Raw genomic sequence first — 15,808 nt, forward strand, 5'->3', positions numbered from 1 at the left:
GCCGCATCGGTATTGGATCGTTCAAGGCGGCGAGAGGGATTTCGTGGGAGAAAAGGTAACCATCGCGACCGTGGCCCGGCATGCCCAGGTCAGCCGGCAGACCGTCTCCAACGTGCTCAACGCCCCGCACATCGTCCGCGAGGACACCCGTCGTCGGGTGCGGGAGGCCATCGCCGCGCTCGGCTACCGGGCCAACCAGGCCGCCCGCCAGATGCGGACCGGGCGGTCCCGGCTCATCGCCGTCCGCATCGAGCCCACCCGGGACGGCATCAACGGCTCCGTGCTCGACCGCTTCCTGCACGGCCTCACCGAGACCGCCGACGCCACCGGCTACCGGGTCATGCTCTACACCGCCCGACACGACGACGACGAGATCACCACCTACGACGACCTGCTCGGCGCGTACGAGCTGGACGCGTTCGTGCTCACCGGCACCAAGCACCGCGACCCGCGTACCGCGTGGCTGGCCGAGCGGAAGGTGCCGTTCGTGACGTTCGGCCGGCCCTGGGACACGCCGGAGGCGCACCCCTGGGTCGACGTGGACGGCGCCGCCGGCACCGCCCAGGCCACCCGGCACCTGCTCGCCGCCGGCCACCGTCGGATCGCGTTCCTCGGGTGGCCCGCCGGCTCCGGCGTCGGCGACGACAGGCGCGCCGGCTGGCGTACCACGATGGCGGAGGTCGGCCTCGACGGCGCCGCACCGGACCGCGCCACCGAGGACGGCATCGCCGAGGGGGAGCGCGAGGCCCGCGCGCTGCTCGCCCTCGACGCGCCGCCGACGGCGCTGGTCTGCGCCAGCGACTCGCTGGCCCTCGGCGCGTGGCAGGCCGCCCGCGACGCCGGGACCGACGTGGCGGTCGTCGGCTTCGACGACACCCCGGTGGCCGCCGCGGTCGGGCTGAGCAGCGTCAGCCAGCCGCTCGGCGAGGCCGCCGCCCGCTGCGTCGAGCTGCTCACCGGGCTGCTCGACGGGCAACAACGCGACCCCCAACTGCTGCTCGACCCCTCGCTGGTGCTCCGGCACTCGGCGTGATCCCATCCCCCACCAGGAGAAACAGATGACACCACGGATGCTCACCCGGGCCGCGGTGGCCGGCGTCGCCGCCGTCGCCCTGCTCGGCTCCGCCGCCTGCGGCAGCGGCTTCGACGACTCGGCCACCGACACCAAGCAGTCCAGCGGCCCGGCCAGCCTGCAGATCCTGATCGGCTCCTCCGGCGACGCCGAGACCAAGGCGGTGAAGGACGCCGCCGCCGCGTGGGCCGGCTCCTCCGGCAACTCCGCCACCGTCACCCCGGCGCAGGACCTCACCCAGCAGCTCGGCCAGGCGCTGGCCGGCGGCACCCCGCCGGACGTCTTCTACGTCGACGCGGCCCGCTTCGCCGACTTCGCCAGCGTCGGCGCGCTGGAGCCGTACGGGGACAAGGTCGCCAACTCCGACGACTTCTACGAGAGCCTGCGCACCGCGTTCACCTACGACGGCAAGCTCTACTGCGCGCCGAAGGACTTCTCCACCCTGGCGCTCCAGATCAACACCGACCTGTGGGCCAAGGCCGGCCTGACCGACGCCGACGTGCCGACCACCTGGGACCAGCTCACCGCCGTCAGCCAGAAGATCAAGGCGAAGGGACAGGTCGCGCTCGCGCTCGGCGACACCCGGGACCGCATCGGCGCGTTCATGGTGCAGAACGGCGGCTGGCTGATGAGCAAGGACGGCAAGCAGCCGACCGCGGACACCCCGGAGAACCTCCAGGCCCTCCAGTACGTCAAGTCGCTGCTCACCAACGGCTACGCGAAGTTCCCGAAGCAGCTCGACTCCGGCTGGTCCGGCGAGGCGTTCGGCAAGGGCAAGGCCGTGATGACCATCGAGGGCAACTGGATCAAGGGCGCCCTGCAGAACGACTTCCCGAACGTGAAGTACAAGGTGGTGCCGCTGCCGGCCGGTCCGAAGGGCCAGGGCACGCTCTCCTTCACCCAGTGCTGGGGCATCGCGGCCAAGTCGAAGTACAAGGAGCAGGCGATCAAGTTCGTCGAGGCGATGACCGCCGGCGAGCAGCAGATCGGCTTCGCGAAGGCGTTCGGCGTGATGCCGTCCCGCCAGTCGGTCCGCGACCAGTACACCGGCGCGTTCCCGGCGGACAAGCCGTTCATCGACGGCGTCGAGTACGCCCAGGGCCCGGTGAACGCGCCGAAGATGGACAGCGTGCTGCGGGACCTGGAGGCCGGCCTCCAGGGCCTGACCACCGGTGACCCGAAGACGATCCTGGCCAACTTCGACAAGAACGCCAAGGCGGCGCTCGGCGGCTGAGGTGCAAGGAGGGGCCCCCTGTTAACAGACGGGTGTTAACAAGGGGCCCCTCCTTCCACCTCCCCCGAGCGAAGGAGGAGGGAATGGCAACGGACACGCTCGCCGCGCCGGGCACCGCGTCGGCCGGCCCGCCGCGTCGCCGTACGGGCGGCATCCGCAGTAACGAGAACCTCGCCGGCTGGCTCTTCGTCGCGCCGGTGATCGTGATCCTCGGGCTCTTCCTGCTGCTGCCGATCCTGATGGCGCTCTGGGTGAGCCTCACCGACTGGAACGGTCAGGGCAGCCCGTTCACCGGCGACGTGCCGTTCGTCGGCGGCGACAACTACAGCCGGCTGTTCGCCGACGACGGGCTCGCCCGCCGCGACTTCATGACCGCCATCCGCAACAACATCTACTACGTCGGGATCGTGGTGCCGGTGCAGACCGCGCTCGCGCTCGGTCTCGCCCTGGTGGTCAACAACCGGCTGCTGAAGGGAAAGGGCTTCTTCCGCAGCGCGTTCTACTTCCCGTCCGTCACCAGCTCGGTCGCGGTCAGCGTGGTCTTCCTGTTCCTGTTCGCCAACTCCGGCGCGGTCAACCGGCTGCTCGGCCTGCTCGGCGTCGACGGGCCGGAGTGGTTCGCCGACGGTCGCGGCGTCCTGCACCTGGTCCTCGGCGCGTTCGGGCTGGACACCCCGCCGGCCGCGCTCACCTCCGGCGGCCCGTTCGGGCTGAGCTGGTGGGAGTGGCTCTCCGGGCCCAGCGTGGCCATGATGTCGATCATCTGCCTGGTCATCTGGACCACCTCGGGCACGTTCATGCTGATGTACCTGGCCGCGTTGCAGAACGTCCCGGTGGCGCTGGACGAGGCCGGCATGCTCGACGGGGCGTCCCGCTGGCAGCGCTTCCGGTACGTGACGCTGCCGCTGCTCAAGCCCACCACGTTCCTCGTGGTCACGCTGGGACTGATCGGCTCCTGGCAGGTCTTCGACCAGGTGTACGTGATGAGCCAGGGTGACCCGGCCAAGACCACGCTCACCCCGGCGTACCTGTCGTACCGGACCGCGTTCCGCGACTTCGACTACGGCTCCGGCGCGGCCATCTCGTTCGTGCTGTTCCTGATCATCATCCTGCTCACCCTGTTCCAGCGCCGGCTGATGGCCGACCGGGACGGCAACCGGCGCGGCCGGTGGTGGCGGCGACGCGTACCGGAGGGGTCCTGACATGGCCGTGCTGACCGACCGGCCGGCGCCGGTCGCGCGCCGTCGCGACCGCGAGCCGCGCGCCCGGGCCAACCGCTTCCTCGGGTACGCCGTCCTGATCTTCTTCGGACTGGTCTTCCTCTACCCGTTCGTGATCCAGCTCGGCAACTCGTTCAAGACCGAGCCGGACGCGGCGGCCAACCCGCTGTCGCCGATCCCGGACCCGCTCACGCTGGCCGGCTTCGAACGGATCTTCTCCGGCACCAACTTCCCGCTCTGGCTCGGCAACTCGCTGCTGGTCACCGTGCTGGTCACGCTCGGTCGGGTGTTCTTCGACTCGCTCGCCGGCTACGCGCTGGCCCGGCTGCGCTTCCGGGGCCGGGCCGGGCTGTTCGCCGCCGTCATCGCGGTGATGGCGGTGCCGGGCGTGGTGCTGCTGATCCCGAAGTTCCTGGTGCTCAAGCAGATCGGCCTGTACGACAGCTACGCCGGCCTGATCGTGCCGCTGCTCGCCGACGCGGCCGGCGTGTTCATCATGAAACAGTTCTTCGAGTCGATCCCGGTCAGCGTGGAGGAGGCGGCCCGGATCGACGGCGCCGGTGTCTTCCGCACGTTCTGGTCGGTGGTGCTGCCGATGGCCCGGCCGGCGCTGATCACGCTGACCATCCTGTCGTTCCAGGGCTCCTGGAACGAGTTCCCGCACAGCCTCGTCTCGGTGCAGGACCCGGGCCTGTTCACGCTGCCCCGAGGGCTGGCCGACCTGGTCGGCGGCTCGCTCGGCAAGGGCAACCAGTATCCGCTGAAGCTCGGCGCGGCGCTGCTGGCCACCATCCCGGTGGCGGTGCTCTTCGTGATCTTCCAGCGTTACTTCGTGCGCGGCGCCAACGAGGGCGCGGACAAGGGCTGACCGGTGGCCGGCGGTCCCGCCCCGTGCCGGGACCGCCGGCCACCCGTCGAGGGCAGACCGGCGGCCGGCCGGAAACTCATCGCTGCGCCGGCGCCGATTCCTCGGGGACGGCCACGTGCAGCCGGAGCTGGGGCACCAGCATGTCGTCCACGTCCAGCGCCCGGGTCGCGCCGTCCGGCTCCCAGCCGGTCGAGCCGAGGAACGCGCGGGTCGCCGCGTCCGCGTCGAACGCCCACGCCACCGCGCGGGTGAGCCCGTCCGCGCGCCAGTGCTCGACGGCGGCGGCGAGCAGCCGGCTGCCGTGCCCGCGCCGCCCCCACCGCGGCTCGACCAGCAGGTCGGTCACCGCGGCCACGCCCCCGTCGAACGCGTCGGCCGGTTCGCCCGGGGCGAGCGCCTCGGCGTCGGCCGGACCGGAGGCGGCGAACCCCACCAGATACGATTGCGCGGCCTGTTCGACGGCGACCAGCACCCGGTGCGCGCCCGAGGGCGGCTCCTGCACCGCCGCGCCCCACCGCCGGGCGAGGTACGCCTCGTCCAGGTTGTCGAGCACGTGCCGGGGCAGGATCCGGCGGTACGCGACCCGCCAGGTCGCGAGCTGGATGCGTGCGATCTCGGCGACGTCCTCGGGACGCGCGGGGCGGACGTAGCCTTCAGCCATGGCACGTGAGCCTACGCAGGGCGAGGAGGAGGACGGTGGCGCAGGGTGCCGGGCGGACGACCGCGCAGGTCGTGGCCGTGGCGGCGCTCGCCGCGGCGGTCACCCTGTTCCTCTCCGTGGCGGCGGTGCGGCACGGCTTCTTCGACCTGCGGGTCTACCACGGCGCGCTCACCTACTGGGCGCGTGACGGCGGCGAGATCTACGACTTCCTCAAGGCCGGCACCCAGTACGGCTTCACCTACCCGCCGTTCGCGGCGCTCGTCATGCTGCCCATGGCGTACCTGCCGTGGGGCGCGGCGATCGTGGTGAGCGTGGCGGCGACGGTGGTGGTCAGCGCCGTGGTGATCTGGTGGCTGCTGGACCCGGTGGCCCGTCGGGCCGGCTGGACCCGGTGGTTCACGCTCGCGGTCGCGCTCTGCCTGGCCGCCGCGTACGAGCCGATGCGCGAGACGGTCAATTTCGGTCAGGTCAACATGCTGCTGCTGTTCCTGGTGGCGGTGGACCTGCTCCGGCTGCTGCCGGCCGGCAGCCGCTGGGCCGGCGTGGGCATCGGCCTGGCCACCGCGATCAAGCTGACCCCCGGCATCTTCATCGTCTACCTGCTGGTCACCGGCCGCTGGCGGGCCGCCGCGACCGCGGTCGGCTCGGCCGCCGTCGCCACGCTCGTCGCCGCCGGCCTCTTCCCGGACGCGTCCCGCGAGTTCTGGACCGAGGCGCTGTGGAACACCGACCGCGTCGGTGAGCTGGCGTTTGTCTCCAACCAGTCGCTGCGCGGCGTGGTCGCCCGGCTCGACCCGGAACATCCGAGCACCGTGGCCTGGCTGCTGCTGGTCCTGGCCACGCTGGCGGTCTGGGGCTGGCGCTGCCGGGCCGCGGTGTCCGCCGGCGACGAGGCCACCGGCCTGGCCCTGACCGGTGCGGTGATGTGCCTGGTCAGCCCCGTGACCTGGGTGCACCACCTGGTCTGGCTGCTGCCGGGGCTGATCCTGCTGGTCGACAACGGCATGGCGGCGCCCGCCCGCAGCCGGCGGCGCCGTCTGCTGCTGGCCGCCGCGCTGATCGGGTACGCGCTGCTGTGCAGCCGGATCGTCTGGTCCTGGGAGAAGGACTTCACCGGGGTGGACGGCTTCCTCGGCAGCAACACCTACGTGTGGATCAGCCTGGCGCTGCTGCTCGGCCTGCCGATCCGCCGCTGGGCGGTCCCGGCCGGCGGCGCCGGGCCGGCGGGCGGCGCCGGGCCGGCCGGGTCAGCGGTCGAGCCGGGCGGTGTACCGCAGCTCGCGGAGCAGGACCGGATCGCGCCCACCGTGCAACGGCACCGGGTAGGCGGACTCCTCGCCGTCCGGTGAGTGCCCGGCCCGCTCGTAGAAGCGGCGGGCCCGGGCGTTGTCGGCGAGCACCCAGAGCCGGTACTCGGTCCAGCCCCGCCCGGCCAGCCCGGCGCGGGCGGCGGCGAGCAGCGCCGCGCCGGTGCCCGAACCCCAGTGCGCCGGCTCCAGATAGAGGGCCAGCAACTCGCCGCACGCCGGGTCGAGGTCGCCGCGGTCCTGGTTGTTCCGGTACGGCCCGAACGTGGTGAAGCCGGTGACCTCCCCGTCGGCCTCGGCGACAAGCGTGGTGAACGGGTGCTCCGGGTCGGCGGTGCCGAGGTCGCGGCGGCGCTGCGCCCAGGCGGCCGGGTTCAGCCGGCGCAGCACCTCGGCGGGCATGATGCCGGCGTACCCGGCCTGCCAGCCGTGGACGTGTACCCGGGCGATCGCCTCGGCGTCGTCCGGTTCCTCCCGGCGGATGGTGGGCACCCGTCCAGTTCTATGCCCCGGCGGTCGACCGGTCCAGCCGCCGCTCCGTCCGCGTCGTACCGGTGGATTAGGGTCGCGACGATGGCCGCACCGGAATCGCTCTCGCTCGCCCAGGCCCGCCGGGTCGCGCTGGCCGCCCAGGGCTTCGCCGACCCGACGCCCGCCGGCGTGCCCACCCGCCGGCACCTGCGCCGGGTGCTCGACCGGGTCGGGCTGATCCAGATGGATTCGGTGAACGTCCTGCAACGCGCGCACTACCTGCCGCTCTACAGCCGGCTCGGGCCCTACCCCACCGCGCTGCTCGACACCGCCGCCTACCGCCGCCCCCGCGAGCTGTTCGAATACTGGGCGCACGAGGCGTCGCTGGTCCCGGTGGGGCTGCACCCGGTGCTGCGCTGGCGGATGGCCAAGGCGCGCGACGAGGCGTGGGGCTGGATGCGCCGGATCGCGCAGGAGCAACCCGAGCTGGTCGCGTGGGTCCGCGACGAGGTGGCCGCCCGGGGCCCGCTCACCGCCGCCGAGATCGAGCACGACGCGCCCCGGGAGACCGGCAACTGGGGGTGGAACTGGTCGACCGTCAAGCGGGCGCTGGAGTTCCTGTTCTGGGCCGGTGAGGTCACCGCCGCCGACCGCACCAACTCGTTCGCCCGCCGCTACGACCTGCCCGAGCGGGTCCTGCCGGCGGCCGTGCTCGACGCGCCCACCCCGACCGTCGCCGAGGCGCACCGTGCCCTGGTGGCGCTCGCGGCCCGGTCGTTGGGCGTCGCCGCCGAGCCGGAGCTGCGGGACTACTTCCGCCTGCCGGTGGCCGGGGCCCGGCAGGCGATCGCCGAGCTGGTCGAGGCCGGCGAGCTGACCCCGGTCACCGTCCAGGGGTGGCGGCAGCCGGCCTTCCTGCACGCCGACGCCCGGCTGCCCCGCTGGGTGCGGGGCAACACGCTGGTCAGCCCGTTCGACCCGCTGGTGTGGGAGCGGGCCCGCACGGAGCGGCTCTTCGGCTTCACCTACCGCATCGAGATCTACGTGCCGGCGCCCCAGCGGGTGTACGGCTACTACGTGCTGCCGTTCCGGCAGGGCGAGCGGTTCACCGCCCGGGTCGACCTCAAGGCCGACCGGAAGGCGGGCGTCCTGTTGGTGCCGGCGGCCTGGCTGGAGCCGGGCGCCGACCCGGGGGAGACGGCCGTGGCGCTCGCCGCCGAGCTGTACCGGCTGGCCGGCTGGCTCGGCCTCGACGCGGTCGCCCCGCCGGCCGCCGGTGACCTGGCCGCGCCGTTGGCCGCCGCGCTGGTGGGCGTGGCCGGTGTACGGTGACCTCGTGACGAGCGTCGACCGGCCCGCTACCGCACCCGACCCGCAGACGGACGCGCCGCCCATGCCCGCCGCGCCGTCCGGGCACCCGCCGGCGCCCGGGCACGCCGGGCCCCACGGTCACGCCGAGCCCTACGGTCACGCCGAGCCCTACGGTCACGCCGAGCCCTACGGTCACGCGGCGTCGGACGGGCACGCCGGGCCGGTGGCGTGGCCGGTCGGGGTGGCCTACCAGCCGGTCGAGCCGGATCGCTTCACCCGGCTGGTGTTGCGCCTGCACGCCCGCGCGCCGCGCTGGGCGGTGCCGCTGGCCGCGCTGGGCTGTGTCGGCCTCGGCGTGACGTACGCGTTGATCAGCGATCCCACCCAGAGCGACCCGGACGCCCGGCCGACCTGCCTGCTCAAGCTCACCACCGGGCTCGACTGTCCGGGCTGCGGCGGCACCCGCGCTCTGTGGTTCGTGCTGCACGGCGACCTGCCGGCCGCCGCCCGGCACCACTTCCTCTTCGTCTTCGCGTTGCCGTTCCTGGCCTGGCTCTTCGTCGCCTGGGCGGGCAACCGGGCGTTCGGCTGGCGACTGCCCGAGCCGCAGTTCAGCCCGAAGGTGCTCGGCGGGTTCCTGGCCGCCTGGGCGGTCTTCTCGGTGGTCCGCAACCTGCCCTGGGCGCCGTTCCCCTCGCTCTACGTCTGACCGCCCGCCGACGCGGCCGGTGCTCGGCCGGAAGGTCTTCGGCTGGCGGCCCTGTCGAGCTGAGTCGCCAGCGCCATCGCGAGCCTCGTCGTCGCGCACCGCCGTCCGCCGGCCGGGCTCGGCTCGCGCCGTCGCCATCGCGCCCAGCGGTCGTCGGTACCGACGGGACTTCCGCAATCTGATAATGATGTTCCAATAAATGAGACCAGCGGAGATCTTGGTGGAAAAAGGCCCCTGGAAGGGCCATTCGCTTCCAAGATCTTGGAGCCGAGCCGAGCCGAGCCCTGGGACTGTGCCGCCGGGTCGGTGCTATCGCCAACGACTCAGCTCCAAAGGCGGGCCGGCGGGGAGCATGGGGCCGCGGGATCTCGAAGCCGGCGCGGCGATAGCGCCGCCCGGGCCGCGTGCCCGATTTCCACGCCGGACGACGGGCAACTACAGTCCTCGGCATGCCGGAGATGGTGCAGCCCCAGGTCAAGCTGATCGCGTGGACCCAGTTCCAGGCGCCGGACGAGGTGCCGTGGTCGACCGACGCCGACGGCGGGCAGGCGCTCGCCGAGTTCGCCGGCCGGGCCTGCTACCAGAGCTGGAAGAAGCCGAACCCGGTCACCGCGACGAACGCCGGCTACCTGGCGCACATCCTGGAGGTGGGTCACCTGTCCGTGCTGGAGCACGGCTCGGTGAGCTTCTACTTCAGCGGCGTCTCCCGGTCGTTCACGCACGAGCTGATCCGGCACCGGCACTTCTCCTACTCGCAGCTCTCCCAGCGCTACGTGCCCGAGCGGGACGCCGCCATGGTCGAGCCGGCGGTGATCGCCGAGGACCCGGAGCTGCACAAGAAGTTCGTCGAGGCGTCCGAGGCGGCGGTGCGCGCGTACACCGATCTGCTGGAGGGGCTGGAGGCCCGCTTCACCGACGAGCCCAACCCGACGCTGCGCCGCAAGCAGGCCCGGCAGGCGGCCCGGGCCGTGCTGCCGAACGCGACCGAGACCCGGATCGTGGTGACCGGAAACTACCGGGCGTGGCGGCACTTCGTGAAGATGCGCGCCACCGAGCACGCCGACGTGGAGATCCGCGAGCTGGCGATCGAGTGCCTGCGGCAGCTCCAGGGCGTCGCGCCGAACGTCTTCGCCGACTTCGTGATCACCACGCTGCCGGACGGCACCGAGGTGGCGGCGTCGCCGCACGCGGAGTGAGTCCTCTCCCTTCGCCGCCGGGGCACCGGTGGTCGTCCGCTAGGTTGTGAACATGACGCACGACCACTCCGCCGCCCCGGACCGCGGCGCGTCGCGCCCGTTCGGGCGGGTGATCACGGCCATGGTGACGCCGTTCACCCCCGACGGCGCGCTCGACCTCGACGGCGCCGCCCGGCTGGCCCGGCACCTCGTCGACGAGCAGGGCAACGACGCGCTGGTGCTCAACGGCACGACCGGTGAGTCGCCGACCACCACCGACGCGGAGAAGGAGACGCTGATCCGCGCCGTGGTCGAGGCGGTCGGCGACCGGGCCCGGATCGTCGCCGGGGTGGGCACCAACGACACCCGGCACACCGTCGAGCTGGCCGCGCAGGCCGAGAAGGCCGGCGCGCACGGCCTGCTCGTGGTCACGCCGTACTACAACAAGCCGCCGCAGGCCGGGCTGCTGCACCACTTCACCACCGTCGCGGACGCCACCGGGCTGCCGGTGATGCTCTACGACATCCCGCACCGCTCCGGCGTGGCGATCGCCACCGAGACGCTCGTCACGCTCGCCGAGCACGGGCGGATCGTCGCGGTCAAGGACGCCAAGGGCGACCTGATCGCGACCTCGGAGGTGCTGGCCCGCAGCGACCTCGCGTTCTACAGCGGTGAGGACGCGTTGACCCTGTCCTCCCTGGCGATCGGCGCGGTCGGCGTGGTCGGCACGTCCACGCACTTCACCGGCGTGGCGACGAAGCAGATGATCGAGGCGTTCGAGGCGGGCGACCACGCCGGCGCGCTCGCCCTGCACCGGCGGCTGCTGCCGCTCTACACCGGTATCTTCCGCACCCAGGGCACGATCCTGGTCAAGGCCGGCCTCACGGCCCAGGGCCTGCCGGCCGGCCCGGTGCGACCGCCGCTGGTGGAGGCCACCGGCGACGAACTGGCCCAGCTGCGTGCCGACTGCGCCGCGGCGGGCCTGCCCCTGCCCGAATGATCCAACGACACGACGGACGCCGCACGACGGCGTCGCAGAATGAGGTGACGCGTGACCGAGGCGCACATCGACGGTGAGCTGCCCCCGCCGCTGCCGGAGGGCGGCCTGCGGATCATGCCGCTCGGCGGACTCGGCGCGATCGGCCGGAACATGACCGTCTTCGAGTACGACGGCAAGCTGCTGATCGTCGACTGCGGGGTGCTCTTCCCCGACGTCGAGCAGCCGGGCGTGGATCTGATCCTGCCCGACTTCGGTCCGATCCTGGACCGACTGGCCGACGTGCAGGCGATCGTGCTCACCCACGGCCACGAGGACCACATCGGCGCGGTGCCGTACCTGCTCGCCCACAAGCCGGACATCCCGCTGGTCGGCTCCCAGTTCACGCTGGCGCTGGTCGAGGCGAAGCTGGCCGAGCGGCGGATCCAGCCGTACACGCTGACCGTGCGGGAGGGCGGCCGGGAGCGGCTGGGCCCGTTCGAGTGCGAGTTCTTCGCGGTGAACCACTCGATCCCGGACGCGCTGGCGGTGGCCATCCGCACCCCGGCCGGCCTGGTGCTGCACACCGGCGACTTCAAGATGGACCAGCTCCCGCTGGACGGGCGGATCACCGACCTGGCCGGCTTCGCCCGGCTCGGCGCCGAGGGCGTCGACCTGCTGCTCTCCGACTCGACCAACGCGGAGATCCCCGGCTTCGTCACGCCGGAGCGGGAGATCGGGCCGGTGCTCGACTCGATCTTCGCGAAGGCCAAGGGGCGGATCATCGTCGCCTCGTTCGCCTCGCACGTGCACCGAGTGCAGCAGGTCTTCGACTCGGCGGCCGAGCACGGCCGCAAGGTGGCGCTGATCGGCCGGTCCATGGTCCGCAACATGGGCATCGCCCGGGACCTGGGGCTGCTCAACATCCCGGCCGGTCTGGTGGTCAACATCGAGGAGGCCACCAACCTGCCGCCCGAGCAGATCGTGCTCATGTCCACCGGCTCGCAGGGCGAGCCGATGAGCGCGTTGGGCCGGATGGCCAGCGGCGACCACCGGCACATCACCATCGCGCCGGGCGACACCGTGGTGCTTGCCTCGTCGCTGGTGCCCGGCAACGAGACCTCGGTCTACCGGGTGATCAACCGGCTGGCCCGGGCCGGCGCCGTGGTGGTGCACAAGGACGTGGCGAAGGTGCACGTCTCCGGGCACGCGCCGGCCGGCGAGCTGCTCTACCTGCTCAACGTGGTGCGGCCGAGCAACCTGATGCCGGTGCACGGCGAGTGGCGGCACCTGCGCGCGCACGCCCGGCTCGGCATCGAGTCCGGCGTCGCGCCGGACCGGGTGGTGCTCTGCGAGGACGGCGACGTGGTCGACCTGGTCGAGGGCCGGGCCAGCCTGGTCGGGCGCGTGAAGAGCCGGTACGTCTACGTCGACGGCCTCGCCGTGGGCGACGTCAGCGAGTCGTTGCTGACCGAGCGCCGGATCCTCGGCGACGGCGGCTTCATCGCCACCACCGTGGTGGTCGACTCGGTCACCGGCAAGGTGGTCGCCGGGCCGACCGTCTCGGCGAAGGGCTTCTCCGAGGACCCGGCCGCGTTCAACCCGGTGATCCCGCTGGTCACCGAGGCGCTGAACCGGGCCGCCGCGGACGGCATCACCGACCCGCATCAGCTCCAGCAGATCGTCCGCCGGACGGTGGGCCGCTGGGTCAACGACGCGTACCGTCGACGCCCGATGATCGTCCCGACCGTCGTCGAGGTCTGATCCCGACCGGCCACGTTCGTAGCGGCCCCGCGGCACCGTCCGGTGTCGCGGGGCCGTTTTTCGTGCGGCTCGACCGTTACGTTTTCCCGGCAATTTCGTTGTGCGGCCAGCGTGTTCGCAAAATGACTATCCGCGTCGCTCAGATGTGCTCTGACCTGCGGAGATAGCGAAAGGTCGCTATCGCTCGACGGGTGAGCGTGGTAGAAGGATAGGGCACGCCAGATTTTCTGTCGTGAATGTTTGTCTCCTTCTTCCCACCTATTCGCCTCCGGCGCGCTCATGGGCGTGCCCGTCGATCCCGCAGAAAGGTAGGGTTCGATGTCCTCATTGTCCCGCCTGCGCGTCTGGGCCGCACCGGCCCTCGCCGGCGCGCTCGTCCTGTCGGTGCTGTCACCACCCGCACCCGTCTCGGCAAGACCCGCCGCCGCGGCGGAGAACCGGGCCGCCGCGGCGAAGCCGGCCACCTCGGCCGCGTCCACCACGTCGTCCCGGCCGACCGTCCGGACCGGACGGCTGGTCGAGCCCTCCGCGCCGGCCGCGCCGAAGAAGCCGCGCGCCGGCCACCGCGGCACCCTCGCGGTGGTCACCTGGCAGGCGCCCGCCGCCCACGGCAGCGCCATCACCGGGTACGTGGTGACGCCGCACCGCAACAAGAAGGCGGCCAAGCCGGTCTCGTTCGACGGCACGGCCACCACCCGCACCCTGCGGCTGGCCTCCGACAAGGGTTCGTGGACGTTCACCGTGGCCGCCCGCAACGCCGTCGGCACCAGCCCGGCCAGCCCGCTGTCGGCGCCCGCCAAGGTGCTCGCGCTCCCGGCCGCGCCGGCCATCATCGCGGTCAGCGTGGACAGCACCACCGCGCTGCTGAGCTGGACCCCCGGTTCCGACGGCGGCTCCCCGGTGACCAACTGGGTGATCACCCCGTATGTCGGTGGCGTGCGGCAGGCGAGCCAGACGGTCGGTCCCGCCACCACGGCGGAGATCACCGGCCTGATCGCCGGCACCACCTACCGGTTCACGGTGGCTGCCCGGACCGCGGCCGGCACCGGACCGGAGTCACCGCTGTCGTTCGCGGCGATCGCTAACGTGTCGCCGACGCTGACGTTCAACGCGCCGACTGTCGGCGCGGTCGGGGTCGCGTACGTGGCCAACCTCGGCGTCAGCCACGGTCTGCCGCCGTTCACCTGGTCGCTCTCCTCCGGGAGCCTGCCGCCGGGGCTCACGCTGAACACCACCACCGGCACCCTGAGCGGCGTGCCGACCACCGCCGGCCAGTACCCGTTCGTGGTGCGGGTGGTGGACGCGGCCGCGAACCAGGCCAGCCGCCTGGTGACGTTGGAGATCCGCCAGGCGCCGTCGCTGCAGAACGCGGAGCCGCCGCTCGCCGAGGTGGGCGCGATCTACTCCGACCAGCTCACCGTGGTCGGCGGCACCGCCCCGTTCAGTTGGTCGGTCACCGGCACGCTGCCGCCGGGGCTCACGCTCGACCCGAACACCGGGCTGCTCTCCGGGCGTCCCACCGCGGCCGGGGCCTACCCGTTCACGGTGCGGGTGACCGACGCGTTCGGGCTCAGCGACACCCAGCAGTTCCGGATGATCGTCCAGGCGGCCAGCGTGGTCACGCTGACCGCCGACGCGACGCTTGTCAACTTCGGCACCCCGGTCGGCTTCCACGTCCGCATCGGGCCGGGCGTCGCCGAGGGTAGCGTCACCGCGATCGACGTGCTGCCCAACGGCACCGACCGGCCGCTCGGCACGTTCCCGGTGACGTTGAACGCCGCGGACTTCGATATCATCCTGCCGGCGTTCGGACTGAACAATTTCCGGGTGGAGTACAACTCCAGCAACACCAACGCGGTGGTCGACTCCAACACCGTCACCCTGGACGTCCGGGCGCTGCCCGGTCAGGTGCTGATCGGCCAGTTCGCCCAGTCCGGCGTCGCGGGCGACAAGGACCAGTTCGTGTCGCTGCGCAGCACGCTGTCGATCGACGTGGTCATCGCCGGCTTCAAGATCCAGGCGCCGGGCGGGTTCAGCCTGACCATTCCGGCCAGCGCCCGGCCGCTGCCGGCCCGGCGTGGCTACCTGGTCGCCGGCTCCGACTACTCGTTGGCCAACATCCTGCCCGACCTGGTCGTGGACAACCTCGGGCCCACCGGCGGCGGATTCCGCCTGGTGGCGCCGGACGTGCCCGGCACGGTGACCGACTCGGCCGGGTCCGCCCCGGGCTTCTACGAGGGCACCGCGTTGCCGGCGTTCGGCAGCCCGCCGCACGTCGCGCACGCCTGGGGCCGGATCGAGCAGAACGGCCAGCCGTTGGACACCGGCAACTCCCGGAACGACTTCCGGCTGGTGGCCACCGTGCTCGGCCCGATCAACGGGGTGCCGTCCGCGCTGGGCGCCCCGAGCCCGCGCAACACACTCGGCACCTACCAGCAGAACGACGTCCTCCAGTCCACCCGGCTGGACCCGGACGTGTCCAACGCGGCCGTGCCGAACCGGGTGGTGAGCGGCAGCACCATCATCCTGCGGTTCCGGCTCACCAACCGGTCGTCCACCTCCGCCATCACCCAGGCACGGCTGCGGATCACCGCCCTCAGCCAGGTAAACGGCGCACCGAAGCCGAACGGCCCCACGCCGGTGCCGCAGGGCAACCTGCGGGTGATCAACCCGTCCACCACCACCAGCGATGTCACACTCACCAACGGTAATGTGGTCCGGGTCAACAACCTCCGGATGGACTTGCCGTCCACCGACCCGCCCGGTGGTGGCCTGTTCACCACGCTGACCGTTCCGCTGGACCTCGGCGGTCTCGGCCCGGGCGTGTCGACGAACGTGGCGCTCTGGCTGCGCATCGAGACCCCGGGACCGTTCTGGGTCGGCTGGGACGCCGACGCGCTCGGTGGTCCGGTGCCCACCGCCACGGCCATGTCCGCCAGCGGCAAGGGGCACCGGCTGAAGAAGGTCGGGAAGGCCAAGCTCACGCCGTCCCACGTGGTCAGCGGCACGGTCCGCTGACCGGAGAACACCTGGTGGTGCG

13 protein-coding genes are annotated in these 15,808 nt (G+C 72.4%); 11 read left to right on the forward strand and 2 right to left on the reverse strand.

Going from position 1 to position 15,808, the window contains the following annotated elements; genetic code table 11:
- Window positions 1–43 precede the first annotated feature (43 nt).
- From OG767_RS08660 to OG767_RS08675, 4 genes are all read left to right on the forward strand, one after another.
- On the forward strand, window positions 44–1,033 hold the full coding sequence (locus OG767_RS08660; protein ID WP_405092930.1) for a LacI family DNA-binding transcriptional regulator: 990 nt from the start codon (window positions 44–46) through the stop codon (window positions 1,031–1,033).
- A 25-nt stretch (window positions 1,034–1,058) separates the two neighbouring features.
- Complete coding sequence (locus OG767_RS08665) at window positions 1,059–2,306, forward strand: extracellular solute-binding protein (RefSeq protein WP_107156037.1); 1,248 nt, start codon at window positions 1,059–1,061, stop codon at window positions 2,304–2,306.
- 83 nt (window positions 2,307–2,389) lie between these two features.
- Entirely contained in the window at window positions 2,390–3,508 is a 1,119-nt protein-coding gene (locus OG767_RS08670; RefSeq protein ID WP_405092931.1) for a carbohydrate ABC transporter permease, read from the forward strand.
- Window position 3,509: 1 nt separating this feature from the next.
- Window positions 3,510–4,394, forward strand: a complete 885-nt coding sequence (locus OG767_RS08675; protein WP_107156039.1) for a carbohydrate ABC transporter permease — start codon at window positions 3,510–3,512, stop codon at window positions 4,392–4,394.
- Between the two features lie 76 nt (window positions 4,395–4,470).
- On the opposite strand, the gene OG767_RS08680 is transcribed toward OG767_RS08675, so the two are convergent.
- A complete protein-coding gene (locus tag OG767_RS08680) occupies window positions 4,471–5,055 on the reverse strand; it encodes a GNAT family N-acetyltransferase (RefSeq protein ID WP_405092932.1) in 585 nt (194 codons plus the stop codon).
- 35 nt (window positions 5,056–5,090) lie between these two features.
- Between OG767_RS08680 and OG767_RS08685 the strand changes: the two genes are divergently transcribed.
- Entirely contained in the window at window positions 5,091–6,404 is a 1,314-nt protein-coding gene (locus tag OG767_RS08685) for a glycosyltransferase family 87 protein (RefSeq protein ID WP_405092933.1), read from the forward strand.
- Here OG767_RS08685 and OG767_RS08690 read toward each other — a convergent pair.
- Window positions 6,303–6,854 carry a GNAT family N-acetyltransferase gene (locus OG767_RS08690; RefSeq protein ID WP_405092934.1) on the reverse strand — a complete coding sequence of 184 codons (552 nt, stop codon included), beginning with the start codon at window positions 6,852–6,854 and terminating at the stop codon, window positions 6,303–6,305. The genes OG767_RS08685 and OG767_RS08690 overlap by 102 nt on opposite strands.
- An 81-nt stretch (window positions 6,855–6,935) precedes the next feature.
- On the opposite strand from OG767_RS08690, the gene OG767_RS08695 reads away from it, so the two are divergent.
- From OG767_RS08695 to OG767_RS08720, 6 genes are all read left to right on the forward strand, one after another.
- Entirely contained in the window at window positions 6,936–8,165 is a 1,230-nt protein-coding gene (locus OG767_RS08695) for a winged helix-turn-helix domain-containing protein (protein WP_405092935.1), read from the forward strand.
- Between the two features lie 61 nt (window positions 8,166–8,226).
- Window positions 8,227–8,853 (forward strand): DUF2752 domain-containing protein, encoded by a 627-nt coding sequence (locus OG767_RS08700; protein ID WP_405094166.1) that lies wholly within the window; start codon window positions 8,227–8,229, stop codon window positions 8,851–8,853.
- A 458-nt stretch (window positions 8,854–9,311) separates the two neighbouring features.
- Window positions 9,312–10,049: an FAD-dependent thymidylate synthase gene (thyX, locus tag OG767_RS08705; RefSeq protein ID WP_107156087.1), complete on the forward strand. Its 738-nt coding sequence runs from the start codon at window positions 9,312–9,314 to the stop codon at window positions 10,047–10,049.
- 52 nt (window positions 10,050–10,101) lie between these two features.
- A complete protein-coding gene (gene dapA, locus OG767_RS08710) occupies window positions 10,102–11,028 on the forward strand; it encodes a 4-hydroxy-tetrahydrodipicolinate synthase (RefSeq protein ID WP_405092936.1) in 927 nt (308 codons plus the stop codon).
- 51 nt (window positions 11,029–11,079) lie between these two features.
- Complete coding sequence (locus tag OG767_RS08715; protein ID WP_405092937.1) at window positions 11,080–12,768, forward strand: ribonuclease J; 1,689 nt, start codon at window positions 11,080–11,082, stop codon at window positions 12,766–12,768.
- A 318-nt stretch (window positions 12,769–13,086) separates the two neighbouring features.
- Window positions 13,087–15,786 (forward strand): putative Ig domain-containing protein, encoded by a 2,700-nt coding sequence (locus tag OG767_RS08720; RefSeq protein ID WP_405092938.1) that lies wholly within the window; start codon window positions 13,087–13,089, stop codon window positions 15,784–15,786.
- Window positions 15,787–15,808: the final 22 nt, after the last annotated feature.

The sequence above is a fragment of the Micromonospora sp. NBC_01392 genome, assembly GCF_045040125.1.
Lineage (GTDB): Bacteria > Actinomycetota > Actinomycetes > Mycobacteriales > Micromonosporaceae > Micromonospora.

Excerpts from the sequence above, each read along its gene's own strand:
- OG767_RS08665 (WP_107156037.1), top strand. The coding sequence starts at position 1,059 with ATGACACCACGGATGCTCACCCGGGCCGCGGTGGCCGGCGTCGCCGCC.
- OG767_RS08670 (WP_405092931.1), top strand. The coding sequence starts at position 2,390 with ATGGCAACGGACACGCTCGCCGCGCCGGGCACCGCGTCGGCCGGCCCG.
- OG767_RS08675 (WP_107156039.1), top strand. The coding sequence starts at position 3,510 with ATGGCCGTGCTGACCGACCGGCCGGCGCCGGTCGCGCGCCGTCGCGAC.
- OG767_RS08680 (WP_405092932.1), bottom strand. The coding sequence starts at position 5,055 with ATGGCTGAAGGCTACGTCCGCCCCGCGCGTCCCGAGGACGTCGCCGAG.
- OG767_RS08695 (WP_405092935.1), top strand. The coding sequence starts at position 6,936 with ATGGCCGCACCGGAATCGCTCTCGCTCGCCCAGGCCCGCCGGGTCGCG.
- OG767_RS08700 (WP_405094166.1), top strand. The coding sequence starts at position 8,227 with ATGCCCGCCGCGCCGTCCGGGCACCCGCCGGCGCCCGGGCACGCCGGG.
- thyX (WP_107156087.1), top strand. The coding sequence starts at position 9,312 with ATGGTGCAGCCCCAGGTCAAGCTGATCGCGTGGACCCAGTTCCAGGCG.
- dapA (WP_405092936.1), top strand. The coding sequence starts at position 10,102 with ATGACGCACGACCACTCCGCCGCCCCGGACCGCGGCGCGTCGCGCCCG.
- OG767_RS08720 (WP_405092938.1), top strand. The coding sequence starts at position 13,087 with ATGTCCTCATTGTCCCGCCTGCGCGTCTGGGCCGCACCGGCCCTCGCC.